Source organism: Microlunatus parietis, from assembly GCF_013407955.1.
In the GTDB taxonomy this organism is placed as follows: Bacteria; Actinomycetota; Actinomycetes; order Propionibacteriales; family Propionibacteriaceae; genus Microlunatus; species Microlunatus parietis.
In genome coordinates, this window is record NZ_JACCBU010000001.1 from 2,428,762 (window position 1) to 2,446,187 (window position 17,426).

Annotated in this window: 18 protein-coding genes; 8 read left to right on the forward strand and 10 right to left on the reverse strand. The window is 69.9% G+C overall.

Annotated elements, in window-relative coordinates; translation table 11 throughout:
• Positions 1–186 precede the first annotated feature (186 nt).
• On the forward strand, positions 187–1,071 hold the full coding sequence (locus BKA15_RS11505; protein ID WP_179750869.1) for a GNAT family N-acetyltransferase: 885 nt from the start codon (positions 187–189) through the stop codon (positions 1,069–1,071).
• Positions 1,072–1,078: 7 nt separating this feature from the next.
• Here BKA15_RS11505 and BKA15_RS11510 read toward each other — a convergent pair whose 3' ends face one another.
• Positions 1,079–3,085, reverse strand: a complete 2,007-nt coding sequence (locus BKA15_RS11510) for a hypothetical protein (RefSeq protein WP_179750870.1) — start codon at positions 3,083–3,085, stop codon at positions 1,079–1,081.
• A 125-nt stretch (positions 3,086–3,210) separates the two neighbouring features.
• Between BKA15_RS11510 and BKA15_RS11515 the strand changes: the two genes are divergently transcribed.
• From BKA15_RS11515 to BKA15_RS11525, 3 genes are read left to right on the forward strand one after another with little or no spacing between them, the layout of a single operon-like run.
• Complete coding sequence (locus BKA15_RS11515) at positions 3,211–3,561, forward strand: hypothetical protein (RefSeq protein ID WP_179750872.1); 351 nt, start codon at positions 3,211–3,213, stop codon at positions 3,559–3,561.
• Between the two features lie 11 nt (positions 3,562–3,572).
• Positions 3,573–5,015, forward strand: coding sequence for a magnesium chelatase ATPase subunit I (locus tag BKA15_RS11520; RefSeq protein WP_179750873.1), 1,443 nt, complete (start codon positions 3,573–3,575; stop codon positions 5,013–5,015).
• Positions 5,012–6,511: a vWA domain-containing protein gene (locus BKA15_RS11525; RefSeq protein ID WP_179750875.1), complete on the forward strand. Its 1,500-nt coding sequence runs from the start codon at positions 5,012–5,014 to the stop codon at positions 6,509–6,511. Before BKA15_RS11520 ends, BKA15_RS11525 begins: the two co-directional genes overlap by 4 nt.
• A 7-nt stretch (positions 6,512–6,518) precedes the next feature.
• Here BKA15_RS11525 and BKA15_RS11530 read toward each other — a convergent pair whose 3' ends face one another.
• Positions 6,519–6,905: a MarR family winged helix-turn-helix transcriptional regulator gene (locus BKA15_RS11530; protein ID WP_218871220.1), complete on the reverse strand. Its 387-nt coding sequence runs from the start codon at positions 6,903–6,905 to the stop codon at positions 6,519–6,521.
• An 88-nt stretch (positions 6,906–6,993) separates the two neighbouring features.
• On the opposite strand from BKA15_RS11530, the gene BKA15_RS11535 reads away from it, so the two are divergent.
• A complete protein-coding gene (locus BKA15_RS11535; protein WP_218871222.1) occupies positions 6,994–8,460 on the forward strand; it encodes an MFS transporter in 1,467 nt (488 codons plus the stop codon).
• On the opposite strand, the gene BKA15_RS11540 is transcribed toward BKA15_RS11535, so the two are convergent.
• The 3 genes from BKA15_RS11540 to BKA15_RS34815 are packed head-to-tail and all read right to left on the reverse strand — an operon-like array spanning position 8,461 to position 10,091.
• Positions 8,461–8,943, reverse strand: a complete 483-nt coding sequence (locus tag BKA15_RS11540) for an NUDIX hydrolase (RefSeq protein ID WP_218871223.1) — start codon at positions 8,941–8,943, stop codon at positions 8,461–8,463.
• 9 nt (positions 8,944–8,952) lie between these two features.
• Positions 8,953–9,540 carry a hypothetical protein gene (locus BKA15_RS34810; protein ID WP_218871225.1) on the reverse strand — a complete coding sequence of 196 codons (588 nt, stop codon included), beginning with the start codon at positions 9,538–9,540 and terminating at the stop codon, positions 8,953–8,955.
• Positions 9,528–10,091 (reverse strand): hypothetical protein, encoded by a 564-nt coding sequence (locus BKA15_RS34815; protein WP_218871227.1) that lies wholly within the window; start codon positions 10,089–10,091, stop codon positions 9,528–9,530. The genes BKA15_RS34810 and BKA15_RS34815 overlap by 13 nt, the downstream gene beginning before the upstream one ends.
• 23 nt (positions 10,092–10,114) lie before the next feature.
• Between BKA15_RS34815 and BKA15_RS11550 the strand changes: the two genes are divergently transcribed.
• Together BKA15_RS11550 and BKA15_RS11555 are read left to right on the forward strand one after the other, a co-directional pair.
• Complete coding sequence (locus tag BKA15_RS11550) at positions 10,115–10,843, forward strand: DUF8817 family protein (protein WP_179750881.1); 729 nt, start codon at positions 10,115–10,117, stop codon at positions 10,841–10,843.
• Between the two features lie 95 nt (positions 10,844–10,938).
• The gene (locus BKA15_RS11555) at positions 10,939–11,376 is read left to right on the forward strand and encodes a group II truncated hemoglobin (RefSeq protein ID WP_179750883.1); all 438 of its coding nucleotides are present in this window, start codon (positions 10,939–10,941) and stop codon (positions 11,374–11,376) included.
• Positions 11,377–11,468: 92 nt separating this feature from the next.
• Here the strand turns inward: BKA15_RS11555 and groL are convergent, their stop codons facing one another.
• The 4 genes from groL to BKA15_RS11575 all read right to left on the reverse strand — a co-directional run bounded on the left by groL (position 11,469) and on the right by BKA15_RS11575 (position 15,015).
• Positions 11,469–13,079 carry a chaperonin GroEL gene (gene groL, locus BKA15_RS11560; protein WP_179750885.1) on the reverse strand — a complete coding sequence of 537 codons (1,611 nt, stop codon included), beginning with the start codon at positions 13,077–13,079 and terminating at the stop codon, positions 11,469–11,471.
• A 21-nt stretch (positions 13,080–13,100) separates the two neighbouring features.
• A complete protein-coding gene (gene groES, locus BKA15_RS11565) occupies positions 13,101–13,397 on the reverse strand; it encodes a co-chaperone GroES (RefSeq protein ID WP_152362995.1) in 297 nt (98 codons plus the stop codon).
• 157 nt (positions 13,398–13,554) lie between these two features.
• Complete coding sequence (locus BKA15_RS11570) at positions 13,555–13,923, reverse strand: hypothetical protein (protein ID WP_179750887.1); 369 nt, start codon at positions 13,921–13,923, stop codon at positions 13,555–13,557.
• A 45-nt stretch (positions 13,924–13,968) separates the two neighbouring features.
• Positions 13,969–15,015: an aldo/keto reductase gene (locus BKA15_RS11575; RefSeq protein ID WP_218871229.1), complete on the reverse strand. Its 1,047-nt coding sequence runs from the start codon at positions 15,013–15,015 to the stop codon at positions 13,969–13,971.
• A gap of 445 nt (positions 15,016–15,460) precedes the next feature.
• Between BKA15_RS11575 and BKA15_RS11580 the strand changes: the two genes are divergently transcribed.
• Positions 15,461–16,075, forward strand: a complete 615-nt coding sequence (locus tag BKA15_RS11580) for a hypothetical protein (RefSeq protein ID WP_179750889.1) — start codon at positions 15,461–15,463, stop codon at positions 16,073–16,075.
• A 72-nt stretch (positions 16,076–16,147) separates the two neighbouring features.
• Here the strand turns inward: BKA15_RS11580 and BKA15_RS11585 are convergent, their stop codons facing one another.
• Positions 16,148–17,263: a magnesium and cobalt transport protein CorA gene (locus BKA15_RS11585; RefSeq protein WP_312878962.1), complete on the reverse strand. Its 1,116-nt coding sequence runs from the start codon at positions 17,261–17,263 to the stop codon at positions 16,148–16,150.
• Between the last annotated feature and the right edge of the window lie 163 nt (positions 17,264–17,426).

A 17,426-nucleotide genomic window follows, 5' to 3' on the forward strand; every position in this document is an offset into this window, starting at 1 on the left:
GACCGGGCACGAAGCAAGTGACGGTCGGCGGCGGATTGGGCGGGGCAGGGAAGTGGCCACAACGCTCCCTGAGCTTGTCGAAGGGCAGGCACGATCGGGCCTGGCCCTTCGACAGGCTCAGGGCACGATCGGCCGGAGGGGAAAATCACTGGGTGCGGGAGTGGTGCGAGATTTAGGGTCCGCAGCATGGAGGTCCAGTTCTTCACCGACCCGGCCGAGTTCCTGGCCGTGGCCCAGACCGTGCTCGCCAAGGACCCGGTGACCGGCAGTGTGGTCGCCACGATCAGCGAGCGAACGGTACGGGAGCGGGCCGACGGCGCGCCCGACCCGGACTGGCCGCGCTGGTGGGCCACGATCAGCGACGGCGGTACGGTGATCAGCGCCGCCATGCGGACGATGGCGAACCCGCCGCATCCGATGTTCGTGCTGCCGATGCCGGACCCGGCGGCCCGCCTGCTCGCGACCACGCTGCTGGATCGCGGCGAGCATCCGGGCGGCTGCAACGGAGCCCTGCCCGCGGCCCGCGTCATCGCCGACGAGACCGTACGACGCGAGGGCGGGACCGTCGAGGTGGCCATGCACTCCCGGCTGTTCGAGTGCCGCGAGGTGACCCGGCCGAAGGCGCCAGCCGGGACCCTGCGCCCGGCCGAGCCCGCCGACGACGACCTCGTCGTGGACTGGTGCGAGGCCTTCAACCGTGACGCCGCCGAGCAGGGCGGTCGAGAGCCGGAGTTCAGCACCCGCGACCGCGAAGTGGTTCGGCAGCAGATTCTCGCCGGCCGCCGGTTCTGGCTGTTCATCGATGCCGATGGCGAGCCCGCGCACCTGACCGGCGTCAATCCGCCCGCCTTCGGGGTGTGCCGGATCGGCCCGGTCTATACGCCGAAGCAGCACCGCGGCCGCGGCATCGCCTCCCACGTCGTCGCCGAGTTGACCGCCCGCGGCCTCGCCGACGGGACCCGGATGTGCCTGTTCACCGACCAGGCCAACCCGATCTCGAACAAGATCTACGAGGCGATCGGCTACCGCGCCGTGGTCGACATGGCGAATCTGACGATCCAGCCCGGCTGACTCCCGGTCAGGTGCTGGTCCAGCGGTAGAGCTCGCCGGTGCCGCGCCTGGAGTAGTAGAGGTGGCCGAGCCGGTCGATCGCCAGATTGGTCATGTTCGTCGCGATCGTGGTCAGCTCCAGGGTGGCCGGATCGACACTGAAGATCGTTCCGGCCGTACTGCCGACCAGCCGGCCCTGATGCCAGAACAGGCCGTGACCGGTGTAGTACTCGACCGCGGGATCGGCCCGGAAGTACGTCCTCCGCTGGGTCACGGTTCCGGCCGCGAGGTCGTACCGGAACAGGGTGTTGGTCGCCGTACCCCAGAGCGCTCCGGTGTCGTCGAAGGCGAGGCCGCCGATGCTGGTCTCGCCCGGCACCGGCACGAGCGAGAAGATCACCGTCCGGGTCGCCAGGTCGAAGCCGAACAGTACAGCCTCGGTCGCGGTCGGCTCGATGCCGAGGCCACCCCAGATCGCCGTACCGCCGTAGACGATCCCATCGCGATGGATGAGCGTCACGACCGACTGCGCCGGCACGACGTCGCGATACACGTCGACCGCACCGGTCGCCCGGTCGTAGAGCGACAGCGCCCCGCCCAACTGGCCGTACTCGGGAACCGTGCCGACGGCGGTCAGGTCGCCGGCCGGGGTCAGCGCGACCGGCCGGTCCTGCGCCTGGCCGATGTCGACCGGTGCACCAGGATTGACGCCGGACGACCAGGGTTGGGTGGCGTCGTAGCGATAGAGCTTGCCGTGCGGATAGACGCCGAGCACCAGGTCCGTGCCGTGCGCCGTCATCCCCTCGACCTGCGCGCTCCAGGCCAGCTGCGTCGTCGCGCCCGTCTCCGGATCGACCCGGGCGACCCCGCGCGGGGTCAGGTAGCCCCCGACGAAGACGTCGCCGTCCGGGCCGGTGCCGAGCGAACGGATGATGTACGGCGTCCCCACGGCCTGGCTGCGCAGGGTCCGCACCTCGTGGGTGATCGGGTTGAAGGCGGCCAGATCACCGAGGCTGTTGCCGGTCATCAGGGTCTGCCGCGGCAGCCCCGGCAGCCGGAGCCAGGCCCAGTCCCGGTTGGCGTACGTCGTCGTCAGCGCGGTCGGATGCCGTTCGCCGGTGTCGAGGTCGTAGCCGGTCACCGGTCCGCCGGTCGGCGAATAGAACGCCACTCGGCGCCGCCCGTCCGCGGTCACCAGGTCGGCGGCCGACGACACGTGCAGCCCGACCACGTTCGGGATCCGGTCCACCCAGCGGTCCCGGGTCAGGTCGTACACCAGCAGCACCGAGGACGGGCTCAGCCGCGCGAACAGCAGGTGCTCGGCCACGTCGAGGTCGTACACGAACGACTCGCCGGCGACGTCGGCCGGCAGCGCGATCTCCGCCGTCTGTCCGGTGGCCGGATCCAGCCGGACCACCCGCGGCACGGTCCCGGTGCCGGCGTACAGCATCGTGCCATCCGTGCCGAGGCTGCGGACGTACTGGGCGCCGGGGACGACCTGTCCTTGATCGATCCAGGTGTCGGTCGACGGATCGTAGGTGATCACCTTCCCGTCCGGGTAGGTGCCGAAATGCACGCGGCCGTCGGCCGTGACCGCGGTGGCCCAGAAGTGGGTCTGACCGAACGGCCGGTCCTTGATCACGCTGAGCGTGCGGTCGTCCGGGTCGAACCGGAGCACCCGACCGCTGGACTGGGTGCCGATGTAGACCCGGCCGTCCGGCGCCGTCTTGTACGTCCACGCCTGCTTCACCGAGGACAACGCCTCGGACTTGATCAACTCGCCGCTGACGGCGTCCACCACGCTGAATATCGACGGAGTCCCGCCGGCGATCATCACCGCCAGCGGCCGCCCGCGACCGTCCTGGGTGAAGCCCATCCCCGCCGTGGTGACCCCGGTGATCGGGGTGCCCAGGTACTCCTGTCCCGGCGCCGCCAGGGCCCGGGTCGGCGTCGCGAGCCCCGATCCGATCACCCCGGCACCCGCGGCGAGTGAGCCGCCCAGAAACCTGCGTCGTCCGACAACCTCGATGGCCATGGATCCTCCTTTGGACACGACCAGAAACAAGATTCGGTATAGCAGTAATTCTGCGGGTTGAGGGGCCGGTGCACAACGGCCTGTCCATCCGGGCTCCCGCCGGCCGGGACTGCTAGCCTCCCGCGGTGGCCAGAGCACGAGGAAGCCGGGCCGGACTCATCGTCCTGGCCGCGGCCCTGATCGGGCTGTTCCTGTTGATCATTCCGCCGACGTACTCCTCCGACGTGAACCGCATGGAACTCTCCTGTGGCGTTCCGTTGCTCTTCGACGAGGACGTGGTGACCCGGGCGGCGCGACAGCACAGGGCCGGCACTGACACCGCCCGGCTGATCGGCGCGGAGTGCCACGAACGCGTCACCGGGCGGATCTCCGGCGCCGTCCTGGCCGGGCTCGTCGCCGTCGGGACGCTCGGCCTCATCACGATCGTCCAGGGCCGTCGCCGGACGGACGGCATGCCGAACGCCACCGACGGGTAACCTGCAGCGGCATGGACATGTCCGGGGGATTCGACGAGTACGGCATGCCGGGCGGGCCCGAGGCCGCACCGGGCCGGACGACGCTCGGCGCGTTGCGGGGCGCCGGCTACCGGTACCACAGCGTCAGGACCGAGATCCGGCACAACCTCGTCGCACGACTCAGCATGGGGCGGCCCACCGTTCCCGACCTGATCGGGTTCGAGGCGACCGTGCTGCCGGAGCTGGAGCGCTCGCTGTTCGCCCTGCACGACGTGATCGTGATCGGCGACCGCGGCCAGGGCAAGTCGACGCTGCTGCGCGGCCTGCGGGAGTTGCTCGACGTGTGGGCGCCGGTGATCGAGGGCAGCGTCCTGCACGAACACCCGATGAATCCGCAGAGCCGCTGGGCCGAGGCGTTGATCGCCGAGCACGGCGACGACACCCCGGTGGACTGGGTCCACCGGGACACCCGGCTGGCCGAACTGCGCGCCACGGCGGCGACCACGGTCACCGATCTGCTCGGTGATCATGATCCGGCGGCCGGGCACGGGCTGCTGCCCGCGATGAACCGCGGCGTGATCATCATCGATGATCTTGGTGCGCTGGCGCCACGGGTGCAGTCCGCCCTGGCCGGCATCCTGTCCGGCCGCGAGCTCACCGTTGCCGAGGACGCGAGCCGGCTGCCGCTCGACGTGCTCGTCGTCGCGAGCATGGGCCGGGACGACTACCAGGAGGACGGCCGGCTGATCGCCGCGCTGCGAGACCGGTTCGCCGGCACGGTGACCACCCACTATCCGCCGACCCTCGAGGACGAGATCGAGGTGCTGCGCCGGCGATCGGTGATCGGACCACTCGACTCCAACCTCTTCATCCCGCGGATTCCCGACTACCTGGTGGAGATCGTGGCCCGGTTCGCCCGAGCGGTCCGCGACACCACCACCTTCGACCCGGAACACGCCGGCAGCGTCCGGTTCGGCATCGCTGCCCTGGAACTGCTCGGCGGTTCGGCCGCCCGGCGGGCCTCGTTGTGCCAGGAGGACGCCATCGCGCGCCCCTCGGATCTGGCCACCCTGCTGACCGGAGCGAACCTCCGGCTGCATGCTCCGGACGGGGACCTGGAACAGGAGCGTTCCCTGCTGGAGGAGTTGCTGGACGACGCCATCGCGCAGACCTGCCGGTCCCGGCTCACCGACGCCGACCTGACGATCGTCGGGGCGCGGATCGACGCCGGCGTGACCGTCGAATCCGGTCCGGACACCGGCTCGCGGGATCTCCTTGATCAACTCGGCACGGTGCCCCGGTTCTCTCACCTGCTCAAGCAACTCGGAGTCAACGACGGTGCCGAGACGCCGGGGCTCGCGGCCGGTGCCGTCGAGTTCGCGCTGGAGGGCCTCGCCGCTCGGCACCAACTGGTCCGGCAGCGCACCGGGACCATGAACGACTACCGTGCGGCCAGCCAGGCCGGCACGCCGTGACCTCCCGGCCGGCGGTCGACCTGGTCGCCGAGCTGGTCCTGGACGGCGCGACCGTCGAGCGGGCCGTCAGCACCATGATCAAGTACGGGCATCCGGCCGGACTCACCGGGCTGGACGCGTTGCGGCCGCGGGTCGCCGCCCGACGGGCCACCGTCGACCGGGTGCTGGCCATCGATCCGGTCCTGGCCGCGGTCGCGCCGGTCGTCGACGATGCGGTACGGGTGGAGCTGCACACCCTGTTCGCCGACCCGGACGACCTGGCCCGGCTCGAGGAGGCGGAGCTCCGGCAACTGCCGGAGTCGGCCGCCGCGACGTACCAGGTGCTGTCCAGCCGGCGCTGGCATTCGGCGGCGGCCGAGGCGATCTTCGCCGACGCCGCGGACACCGTCCACCGGTCGGTCTTCGCCGTCCTGGTCGACCGTGCCGTACGCGAGCTCGGCGCCCTGGCCGGCACCGACGTCGCCGAGATGATCATGGCCCTGGAGCACTTCGGAACGCTGGTCGACGACGGCACCCGCCGGCTCGGCACGGATCAAGATCACGCCCGGCTGCGGCCACTGGGCTCCCGGACCGACCCTGCCACGCCCGATCTTGGCGACCTGGCCGACGAACTCGCCTGGCGCCGGTCCGCCCAGCACCGGCTGCTCGCCGTACTCGACGAGCCCGCGCGGCGCCGGCTCGTCGCGGCCTGGACCGGATCCGCCGCGCGCCGACCGGACTGGCTCGCCGCGATCGCCGCCTTCCACCGGCGGCTCACCGTGCTCCGGAGCGGGACCGACCCGGACCGCCCCGACGACCGACTGGCCCTCTACCTCTTCGCCGAGGTGCTCGACCCGATCGCCGAGTCCGCGGACCTCGACCTGCTCGACCGGGCACTGGGGCAGGACTACCCGGGGTCGAGCCTGGACGACGTCGACCCGGAGGCGGTGGGCCGGTTGCTCGGCGACGCCGCCCGGCGCCGGCTGGCCGACCTGAACGCCTTCGCGCGCCAGGTCCCGGCGAACGACGACACCGCAGCGATGGTCCGGCGGCGGCTCCCGGCGGCAGCCCTGCGCCGGGGCCTGACCCCGGCGTTGCGCCGACGGCTCGGAGCCCTCGCCGAGGACGTACCGGAGGACCGGGCGGCGGTCGTCCTGGTCACGGACTCCGGGGAAGCCGCCCGCGCCGGCGAACTCGCGATCCGGGAACTGGTCCGCCGGCACCGGCCCGCGGACGCCGTCAGGTTGATCAAGGACGAGGCCGGACTCCGCGGGCGGATCACCCGCGCCGTCGCCCGCACCGGAGCCGATCGGGCGGCTGTCGTGGTGCTCTCCGATGATCACTCGCCGGGGACCCTGGATGCCGCGGCACTGAACGCGCTCCGCCGCAGCGGTGATCAACGAGGTTGGGCCGTGGGGCTCGTCTCGGGCTCCGGCCCGACGACCGGAGAGCGGGTGACGGCGACCGTCCGGAAGGCCGTCGAGTTCATGATCGACTTCTGGGCCGGAGGCGCCTGACCCGGAGTCAGTCCAGGTGTTCGGCGAGCAGGCGACGATGTGACACGACCGCCTTGGTGTGGAGCTTCTTGCCCGCCGCCGTCAGCCCGACCAGCAGCGCCCGCCGGTCGTCGTCGCAGGTCATCCGATCCACCAGCCCGGCCTTGTAGAGCCGGTCGACCACGCGCGACAACGCGCTCTGGGTCATCGAGGTGAGCTGGCTGAGGTCCTTCATCCGACACGGCTGGTCCGGATCCTGCGCCTCGTGCACCAGATCCAGCACCTCGAACTCACTCAGCCCGATGCCGTGCTCGGCGGTCAGGGCGCGATCGATCGCCATCGACGTCCGCAGATAGGTGCCCTGCAACTCGCGCCAACGCTCGACCAGTCCCGTGTCGGCAACCGCACCGTTCATGAACCCCATTCCTACCACGCAACCGAATAACATGCAACCTCATAAGATGCTTGCGCATTCGATGCTTACGCATATATCTTCTCGAATCGTGACTTCATCTGCTTCCGCCGCGGCCGTCGCCGCGGAACCCGCCCGGTGGCCCCGCAGCCGCTGGATCCTGCTCCTGGTGGTCAGCGTCGTGCTGGCCCTGGACGGGCTGGACGTCTCGATGGTCGGCGTCGCACTCCCCTCGATCGGCCAGGAACTCGGCCTCGACACGGCGGCCCTGCAGTGGATCGTCTCGGGCTACGTGCTCGGGTACGGCAGCCTGCTGCTGCTCGGCGGCCGGCTGGCCGACCTGCTCGGCCGGCGCCGGATCTTCCTGATCGCCCTGGCCGTGTTCGCCGTGGCCTCGCTGATCGGCGGCCTGGTCTCCGATCCGCTGCTGGTGATCGGGATGCGCTTCGTCAAGGGCGTCGCCGCCGCGTTCACGGCGCCGACCGGCTTCTCGATCATCACCACCAACTTCGCCGAGGGCCCGTCCCGCAACAAGGCGATCTCGATCTTCTCCACCTTCGGCGCCTCCGGCTACTCGCTGGGCCTGATCGTCGGCGGCCTGATGACGACCGTGAGCTGGCGCTGGACCTTCCTGTTCTCGGTGCCGTTCGCCCTGATCGCGGTGATCATGGGCGCGATCTTCGTACCCAAGGATCGGCCGGAGCCCGGCGGCGGTCATGATCTTGCCGGAGCGCTCACCCTGCCCGCCGGGATGTTGATCTTGGTCTATACCCTCGTGTCGGCGCCGGAGGTCGGCTGGGCCGATCCGCGCACGATCGGCGGATTCGCCCTGGCTGCGGCGATCCTGGCCGCATTCGGTGTGATCGAGACCAAGGTCCGGCATCCCTTGATCAGGTTCGGCATCCTGCGTCAGGGCTGGGTCGCCCGGGCCAATCTGAGCATCGTGGCACTGTTCGGCTCGTACCTGAGCTTCCAGTTCATCGTCACCCTCTACCTGCAGTCGGTGCTCGGCTGGCAACCGCTGTCGATGGCCCTCGCCCTACTGCCGGCCGGCCTGCTGGTGGCGTTCACGGCACCGTTCGCGGACCGGTTCATCAACCGGATCGGCAGCCGGAAGCTGATCATGATCGGGTTGGGTGCACTGGCTCTCGGCTACGTCCTGTTCCTGCGGGTCGGGACCAGCCCGAACTATCTGACCGACATCCTGCCGTCGGTGATCCTGCTCGGCGTCGGCTTCGCACTCGGCTTCCCGTCGATCAGCGTGCAGGCGACCTCGGGGATCAAGGACTCCGAGCAGGGGCTGGCCGCCGGACTGCTGCAGACCAGCACCCAGGTCGGCGCGGCGCTGGTGCTGGCCGTGACGACCGCCCTGGTGATCGGCGGCGGGCACGGTGCCGCGGCGCCGTCGGCGCAGGAGATGCTGGCGCAGTTCCGGCCGGGACTGTTCCTGTCCGTCGCGGTGGCCGCCGCGGGTCTGGTGGTTGCCCTGCTGCCGCGACGCGAGGCCCCGCTGGTCGACCCCGATCCCGAGCCGGTTCCGGAGCTCGAGCGGGTCTGACTAGCCGGAGACGAGGACGGGCTGGGCCGGCGCCCCGCCGCTCAGCAGGTCGCTGAGCAGGTCGGGCAGACCGGCCGGGCGGAGACAGTCGGTGGTGGACCGAAGCTGTGGGACGGTCCACCACCGATGGCCGTCGATCGCCGCCCGTTCCAGCGCCTCGAACCTCGACGTGTCGATCTCGAACGCGGGCGCCCGGAGCAGGAAGTAGTGCTGGAAGTTCCGGTACGGAACACCCTCCCGGACCGATGCCCAGGGCCGGCCGTGCCAGACCTCGGGCCCGAGGTCGGCGGGATCGACCGTCAGCCCGGTCTCCTCCCACAGCTCGCGGGCCGCCGCCTCCGGGTACGTCTCGCCGTCGACCAGGCCGCCACCGGGCGCAAACCAACGGGTGGCGCCGTCGTCGGTGACCGAGAAGAGCAGGATCCGGTCGGCCGGGTCGACCAGCAGCACCCGGGCGCTGCGCCGCACCCGCTCCTCGATCACGGCGGCAGCCTACTGGTGCCGCAACCCGTCATGACTCCATCGCCCCGCCGCGCGCAGGATGCGCAGCGCGTTGAGCGTGATCATCTCGTTGGGCACCCCGGCGACTCCCCAGTCGACGACCTCCACCTGGTGTTCGAACCGGTGCCCCGGGGGGACCCACCACTGGCGATCCGCGGCCCAGCGCCCGTCGGGGCGGCGCTTGCGTTCGAGCAGGTCCAGGGCGAGGTCGGCGCGGGAGTCGGTGATGCTGCGGTCGGCGGTCAGGAAGGTCAGCGCGGCGAGCGCGTCGTAATGCCAGTACGACGGATAGCCGAGCTTGGTCCAGCGCTGATCGATGATCGCTCCGGCCGGCCGCGGGTTGGGGCGCTGCTTGCTCGGGATTCCCGTGCCGGTGCTGAAGTAGAGCTGGTGCTGCAGGAACAGCTCGGCCGCCCGGTCCGCTGCCTCCGCGGCTGCCGGGTTCCCGGTCGCGAGGGCGTACTCCCGTAGGCCGCGAGCGGGTAGCAGCGACTGGTGGAAGGACGAGCGCCGCCCCGACGCCTTGAGGTGGCAGTTCCAGCCGCCGTCGGGCCACTGCCACTCGATCAGCCGCTCCACGATCGTCGCGGTGCGTGATCATCCGCCAGCCCGATTCGCGTGGCGATCAGCAGTGCTCCGCCCGGGCCGAACCCGTAGGTCCGTGCCAGGCCGTCGATGACGCGCGGCGGCCTGGCCGCCAGGGTGGCGTCGAGCAGGAAGCCGGCCGACGCCTGAATCCGGGCATCGGGCGGTACGGCGAGCTCGGTCAGCGACAACGTGCGCCACAGCGTGCCTCCGACGTCCGGTGTCAGGTCGACCCGGTCGATCCCGATCAGGTCCTCCGGCGACCTCGAGGTGCCGGCATACCGGCGGATGTTCACGCGCTGGCCATAGCTCCCGTCCGACCGCTGATCCTCCAGCAGCGCAGTCACCTTCGGACCGGCCAGGATGTCGGCGGGCGCCTCGGCTCCCGGTTGGTCCAGCAGGTCGCGTCGTGCCTGAAGGCGGATGCCGGGCTCGTCCGATCCCAGCAGCCACTCGACTGCTTCCTCCACCCTGCCACCGTCCCACAGCGGACCCGCGAAGCGCTCCTCGCTTATTTGCCGTACGCTGTACAGAGTTACCTCCACCCCGTACGCGTGAGGAAGAAGCCATGGCCGGCGAGATCACCGTCCCCCTGCTGCCCTGCCGCTCCATCGACGAGATCGAGGACTTCTACCGGATGCTCGGCTTCGAGCGCACCTACCGGCAGGCCAAGCCCTACCCGTGCGTCGGCCTCCGGCGCGAAGACTTCAACCTGCAGTTCTTCGGGCTGGACGGCTTCGACCCGGAGGCGTCGTACGGGTCGTGCGTGGTCCTGGTCGAGGACACCCTGGCGCTCTACGAGGCCTTCGCCGCCGGCATGCGCGCGGTGCACGGCAAGGTGCTGGTCTCCGGCCGTCCGCGGATGACCAGGCCGCGCAAGCGCAAGAACGTCGGCAACATCAGCGGCTTCTCGGTCGTCGACCCCGGCGGCAACTGGATCCGGATCTTCCACAACACCGACGCCGCCGACGCCGGCACCGACGAACCGTCCAGCCAGCTCGCGAAGACCATGCGCAACGCGGTCGTGCTGAGCGACTCCAAGGGCGACACCCCGCAGGCCGCCCGGATCCTCGACAGCGCGCTGATCAAGCACCGCGAGTCGGCGCCGGTCACCGACCTGGTGGAAGCGCTGGTCTACGGCGCCGAGCTCGCGATCCGGCTCGACGACCGGGCCCGGGCCGGCGTCCTGCTGGCCGAGGTCGCGGCCGCCGAGCTCACCAGCGAGCAGCGGGAGAGGCTGAGCGAGGCGCTGGCGAACGCGGCCGACCTGGAGCTGGCACGGGCCGCCGGAGCCTGACCGCAGGTTCCTCGGCCGGCAGCGCGTCCTGAAGGGCCGGGGCGAAGCCTCCGCACCGGGCGGCCGTTGCCGGTAGCGTTGATCAGGTGCCGACGATGTACGAATTCGCGGGCGGCGAAGAGGGCCTGCACCGGTTGGAGGAGCATTTCTACGCGCTCGTACTCGCCGACGACCTGCTCCAGCCGCTGTTCGGCGCCGGCCAGCCACAGCACGTGGACCATTTGACGGCGTTCACGGCCGAGTCCTTCGGCGGGCCCGACCGGTTCAGCCGCGAGCTCGGATTCCAGCATCTGATCGACGTGCATCGCGGGTTACACATCACCGAGCGCCAGCGCCGGCGCTTCGTCGACCTGTACGCCAGCGCCCTCGACGAGGTCGGGCTCACCGACGACCCGGACTTCCGCGCTGCCGTACTCGAGCACGTCGAGTTCGGCACCCAGGTGGCCCTGCAGAACTCCAACGCCGCGAGCGATGACGAACTCCATCCGCTCCGCGAGGTTCCCCGCTGGACCTGGGCCGGGGACGAACCGTAGCCACCCTGCGCAAAGAAGAGGCCCCGGGCGCCTCCCGGACGTGATCGTCGGGGAGGGCCCGGGGCCCTTCGTCGTGCGTTGTTGACCGAAGGTCAGTGCGAGTGCCCGGCAGCGGCCGGCGCGTCCTCGTCCTCCGGCTTGTCCACCACCAGGGTCTCGGTGGTGAGCAGCAGCGAAGCGATCGACGCGGCGTTCGCCAGCGCGGACCGGGTCACCTTGACCGGGTCGATGACGCCGGCGGCCACCAGGTCGACGTACTCGCCGGTCGCGGCGTTGAAGCCCTGCCCGACGGGCAGCTCGGCGACCTTGGAGACGATCACGTAGCCCTGATCGCCACCGTTCTCGGCGATCCAGCGCAGCGGCTCGACCAGCGACTTGCGGACGATGGAGACACCGACCTTCTCGTCGCCGGTCCGGCCGAGGCCGTCGGCCAGAGCCTGGGCAGCGTGGACGAGGGCGGAGCCGCCACCGGCGACGATGCCCTCCTCGATCGCGGCCCGGGTCGCCGACACGGCGTCCTCGATCCGGTGCTTCTTCTCCTTGAGCTCGACCTCGGTGGCGGCGCCGACCTTGATCACGCAGACGCCGCCGGCCAGCTTGGCCACCCGCTCCTGCAGCTTCTCCCGATCCCAGTCGGAATCGGTCCGCTCGATCTCGGCCTGCAGCTGGGCCACCCGGGCCTTGACGTCGTCGCTGGAGCCGGCACCGTCGACGATCGTGGTGTTGTCCTTCGTGATCACCACGCGACGAGCCCGGCCCAGAACCTCCAGACCGACCTGGTCGAGCTTGAGGCCGACGTCCGGAGTGACGACCTGACCGCCGGTCAGGGTCGCGATGTCCTCGAGCATGGCCTTGCGCCGATCACCGAAGGCCGGCGCCTTGACGGCGGCCGAGGTGAAGGTGCCCTTGATCTTGTTCACGACCAGGGTGGACAGGGCCTCGCCCTCGACGTCCTCCGCCACGATGAACAGGGTGCCGGAGGCACCGATGACCTTCTCCAGCAACGGAAGGAGCTCGTTCATCGCGCTGATCTTGCCGGAGTGGATCAGGATGTACGGATCGTCGAGAACCGCCTCCATCCGATCCGCGTCGGTGACGAAGTACTGGGACAGGTAGCCCTTGTCGAACTGCATGCCCTCGGTGAACTCGAGCTCGGTGCCCATGGTCTGCGACTCGTCGACGGTGATCACACCGTCCTTGCCCACCTTGTCGAAGGCCTCGGCGATCAGCTCGCCGATCTGCGGGTCACGGGCCGAGATGGTCGCGACGTTGGCCATGTCCTGGGTGGTCTGCACCTCGCGGGAGTTCTCCCGGAGGCGCTCCTCCACGGCGGCCACGGCGGCGTCGATCCCACGCTTCAGCCCGACCGGGCTGGCGCCGGAGGCAACGGCCTTCAGACCTTCGTGCACCAGAGCCTGCGCCAGCACGGTGGCCGTGGTGGTGCCGTCACCGGCGATGTCGTTGGTCTTGGTCGCAACTTCCTTGGCCAGCTGCGCACCGAGATTCTCGTACGGGTCCTCGAGCTCGACCTCGCGAGCCACGGTGACGCCGTCGTTGGTGATCGTCGGGGCGCCCCACTTCTTGTCCAGGACGACGTAGCGTCCCTTGGGGCCGAGGGTCACCTTCACCGTGTTGGCGAGGATGTCGACACCGCGCTCGAGCGAGCGACGGGCCTCCTCGTCAAATTGAAGGATCTTTGGCATAACGAATGTCCCCTTACCGGATCACTTGGTGACGACGGCGAGGATGTCCCGCGCGTTGAGCAGCAGCAGGTCCTTGCCGTCGTACTTGACCTCGGTGCCGCCGTACTTGCTGAAGATCACGACGTCGCCCTCGGCGACGTCCAGCGGAACCCGGTTGCCGTTGTCGTCGATCCGGCCCGGTCCGGTGGACAGGACCTTGCCTTCCTGCGGCTTCTCCTTCGCGGTGTCCGGAATGACCAGCCCGGACGCCGTGGTCTGCTCGGCCTCGAGCGGCTCGATGAGGATGCGGTCCTCGAGCGGCTTGATCGTGACTGCCACGTTCAAACCCCTTTCACAGGTGAAATGTATGTGCATGGGATAGCTCAGCCGAGCCGTCGTCGCGGTGCCGTCCCGGTTGAGTTGGCACACTCCCTTGGAGAGTGCCAATCCGACATTAGCACTCACCCTGGACGAGTGCCAACGGCCCGGCGGTCATTCAGCTCTTCGGCGCGCCGCCGACCCGGGACAGCGCCTCCTGGGCCACCCAGTGCCGGGAACCCTCCGGTGACGTGATCAAACAGACCAGCTCTCCGTCGACCACTTTCACGGCCCGGACGACGGTGACGTGGTTGGTCCGGAGCCGGCGGCCGTCCTCCAGCGCGATCGGGGCGGCGGGCCGTACCGTCTGGCCGACCTTGAGCGGGCGCGGCGGCAGGAACAGCATGATCAACAGCAGGATCGGGCCGAGCAGCACGCCGAGCACGGTGAAGATCAGGTCGTGGTACCCCTTCCGGCGGGCCTCCCACGCCGCGGCGACGCCGGCCGCGACATACAGCACGACCAGCAGCACGTTGAGCGGCGACACGGCCCCACCTCCGGCGCACAGAATAGCCGCGCCGGCCCCGTCGGATCAGGGAGTGTCCAGGGCGGCCAGGTGTTCGTCGCCGAGCTTCAGGTCGACCGCGCCGAGCGCCTCGTCCAGCTGGGCCACCGAACTGGCGCTGAACACCGGGATCATCGCCGCCCGCCGGGCCGGTAGGTCCGCGGCCGCATCCCGGCTGCTGCCGGGCACGTAGTGCAGCGTGCTGCGGACCCCGGCCAGGTGCCAGGCCAGCGCCACCTGGTTCGCGGTCGCGCCGAGTTCGTGGGCGATCCGGTGGGCCAGCCGCAGCCGGCGTTCGCTGCCCGGGTGGTTGTAGGGATCGAAGATCGGCATCCAGGGCCGGACCAGCTGACCGCCCTGCTGCGGCGAGTAGCTCATGATCGTCAGCTCCGGCTGATCGGCGGCGTAGTCGACCGCCTCGGGCGTGACCGTGGTCGCCTCGTCCGTGCCGGGCGCCGGCCAATAGATCGAATGCTTCTGTTGCCAGGCGCCGAACTCGGCCCGGCCCGCGGCGCGGCTGTGCTGGCGAGCGACCGCCAGCCGCCAGGTCGCCGTGTTGGACAGGCCCGGGATCGCGACCAGACCCTCGTCGACCAGGGCGGAGAAGGTGTCGGCGATCTCGGTGATGTCGCGGTCCCGGTCGTCGACGTGGCCGAGATAGACGCCGACCCGGTCCAGGCCGAGCCGCTGCAGGCTCTCCGTCAGCTGGGTCCGGACGACCTCCGGGGCCAGTCCCTCGTAGTTGGTCGGCGGCTCGATCGACAGCGGGCGGCCCGGGTCGCGCTTGCCGGCACCGCACTTGGTGGACACGACCACCTCGTCGGCGACCTTCCGGCTGGCGATCCAGCCGCCGAGCAGCCGCTCGCTGTCGCCGGACCGGGTGCCCAGGGTGTCCTCGGTCCAGCCGCCGTAGTTGTTCGAGGTGTCGAAGAACCGGCCGCCCTGTTCGTAGAACCGGTCCAGGATCGCGTACGAGGTCCGTTCGTCCTCCCGTACGCCGAGGAACATCACGCCCAGGCAGAGGGCGCTCACTTCGAGTCTGGTGTCTGCGCTGTGCAGGTATCGCGTCTTCACGGACACGAATCTAGGAGTGGAACGGCCTGCGCACCCGATCCAATCGTCGGTGCGGAATCCAGACCGATCGGCGTACGCCGCACGGACTCCCGCGACCCTCGCCACGAACCCACCTCGCGCACCAAGATCACCGACAACGCCCGCCACCATGATCGTCTTCCACCTGATCATGGAACAGTCATGATCACCGTGTTCTGCCTGACGGAGTGATCATGATCGGCACAACGGCCCAGGGGAGGTGTCCGACAAGCCGACCACGCGTCGGACGTGTCGACTGGACAACGACCGGGGCGGGTTCGATAGGTTCGCAAGGCGAGTTGGCGATTTGAGCGCCCGTGGATGGACGTCAGGCCGATCCTCAGGATCGGTGTTTGCGGGATGTGAGGGGTCGGATCGCTGGGCCGAGGCGACCAGCGTCTCGGTGAACCCCACCTCAAGGAGTGACATGTCCATCCTGAAGCCCCTGGCCAAGGGCGCCGTCGCCGGTATCGCCGTCGTGGTGACCTCCTTCGCCGGAGTCTCGTACGCCAGCGCCGATCCCCGGCCGGTCGACCCGAACGGCTCGGTCAGCTCGCTGACCGGCCACGATGCCGCCAAGGTGCTGACCGACAACCTGCAGTCCCAGCTGCAATCCGAACTGGGCAAGCAGATGCCGGCCGCCGAGGCCGCGGATCTCTCGAAACTGCTGGCCACCGGGCTGTCCGGCAAGATCGACGATGCGGTGTCCGACAAGGGGTCGCTCGACGCCGCTGAACTGGACGGGCTCGAGGACTCGCTGGCCGGCGACCTGGAAGACCAGCTCGGCGTTCCGGTCGATCTGTCGCTCGATTCCAGCCTCGGTCTGGTCCTCAGCCTGCTGGGTACGGTCGACCTCGACCTCGTCACCGGCCTCCTGGGTGGCTCGCTCGGTGGCGGCGTGCCCGGGCTCGACGGCGGCCTGCCGGGTCTCGGCGGCCTGCCGGGTCTCGGCGGCCTGCCGGGTCTGGGCAACCTTCCGCTGGGCGGCCTGCCGGGCGGCGACCTCCCGGTCGGCGGCCTGACCGGCGGCGCGCTGCGCTGAGCCGACCGAGGCAGATGCCTGGCTCGTCGGCGGCTGCCCGGTCAGAAGGCCGGGTAGCCGCCGCCCGGGCGGTCAGAGCCAGCGGCGGCGCTTGAACACCAGATAGAGAACGATCGCCGTGGCCAGGGTGGCGAGCAGGGCAACCGGGAAGCCGAAGATCCAGTCCGAGCCCGGCAGGTAGTCGAAGTTCATCCCGTAGATGGTGCCCACCAGCGTCGGCGCGAACAGGATCGCCGCCCAGGCGGAGATCTTCTTGACCTCCTCGTTCTGCGCCAGGCTGGACTCGGTCAGGTGCTGCATCTCGGCGTTCTGCCGCTGCCCGACCAGCGTCGCGTGCACGGTCAACGCGTTCTGCAGCAGGGCCCGGTAGGCGTCCGCGCGCTCCACGATCCGGATCACGTGATCTTGGACGTCGCGCAGGTTGCGCTGCAGTTCGACGTCGACGCGATACTTCTCGAAGCCGCGTTCCAGCGCGTTCAGGATGCCCAGCAGGGGCCGGGTGGCGCGCTGGAACTCCATCACCTCGCGGGACAGTTCGTAGATCCGCCGGGACACCGTCTCGTCGCCGGTGTTGAAAAGTTGATCTTCGATCTCGTCGATGTCGTTCTCCAGGCCGGCCACGACGGGCTCGTACTCGTCGACCACCTGGTCCAAGATCGCGTACAGGATCGCCTCGGGCCCGCGGCACAGCAGTTCCGGGTTCTCCTCGAGCCGACGCCGTACGTGAGCGAGGTTCGGCGACTCGGCATGCCGCACGGTGACCACGAACTCGGGGCCGATGAACACGTGCAGCTCACCGAACTCGACGCGCTCGACGTCGTCCAGGTAGCGCGCCGGCCGCAGCACGGCGAACAGCGTGTGACCGTAGCGTTCCAGCTTCGGCCGCTGGTGTGCGGTGATCGCGTCCTCGACGGCGAGATCGTGCAGGCCGAACTCGTTCGCTACCGAGTGGATGTCCTCCTCGGTGGGCCGGTACAGGCCGATCCAGGCCAGGCCGCGGCGTTCCCGGAGGAGTTCGTACGTCTCGTCGAGGCTGGCCGGGCTGTTGGTCCGGATGCCGTTCACGTAGATCGCGTTGTCGACGACGCCGCCGCGCCGTTCGGTGATCGGTTCGAGGTCGTCGGGCATCAGCGCGCCGTCATGGTGATTGAGGGTCTTGGAAACCCGGAAAAGCCGAAGAATGGACATCGGGAACTCCCGCTGCGTCGGCAGACCCGAACGTCCAGCATCGCGGCGAGTTGATCAATCGCCCGAGCTGGTGGCCGGATCCGAGGCGGTCTGAGGACGGAGCTGGGTACTTTGACCAGGACTCATGGTCCTCACCTCCTCCACCTCGGCGTGCGCACACGCG

Excerpts from the sequence above, each read along its gene's own strand:
- BKA15_RS11505 (WP_179750869.1), top strand. The coding sequence starts at position 187 with ATGGAGGTCCAGTTCTTCACCGACCCGGCCGAGTTCCTGGCCGTGGCC.
- BKA15_RS11510 (WP_179750870.1), bottom strand. The coding sequence starts at position 3,085 with ATGGCCATCGAGGTTGTCGGACGACGCAGGTTTCTGGGCGGCTCACTC.
- BKA15_RS11520 (WP_179750873.1), top strand. The coding sequence starts at position 3,573 with ATGGACATGTCCGGGGGATTCGACGAGTACGGCATGCCGGGCGGGCCC.
- BKA15_RS11530 (WP_218871220.1), bottom strand. The coding sequence starts at position 6,905 with ATGAACGGTGCGGTTGCCGACACGGGACTGGTCGAGCGTTGGCGCGAG.
- BKA15_RS11550 (WP_179750881.1), top strand. The coding sequence starts at position 10,115 with ATGGCCGGCGAGATCACCGTCCCCCTGCTGCCCTGCCGCTCCATCGAC.
- BKA15_RS11555 (WP_179750883.1), top strand. The coding sequence starts at position 10,939 with ATGTACGAATTCGCGGGCGGCGAAGAGGGCCTGCACCGGTTGGAGGAG.
- groL (WP_179750885.1), bottom strand. The coding sequence starts at position 13,079 with ATGCCAAAGATCCTTCAATTTGACGAGGAGGCCCGTCGCTCGCTCGAG.
- BKA15_RS11580 (WP_179750889.1), top strand. The coding sequence starts at position 15,461 with ATGTCCATCCTGAAGCCCCTGGCCAAGGGCGCCGTCGCCGGTATCGCC.
- BKA15_RS11585 (WP_312878962.1), bottom strand. The coding sequence starts at position 17,263 with ATGTCCATTCTTCGGCTTTTCCGGGTTTCCAAGACCCTCAATCACCAT.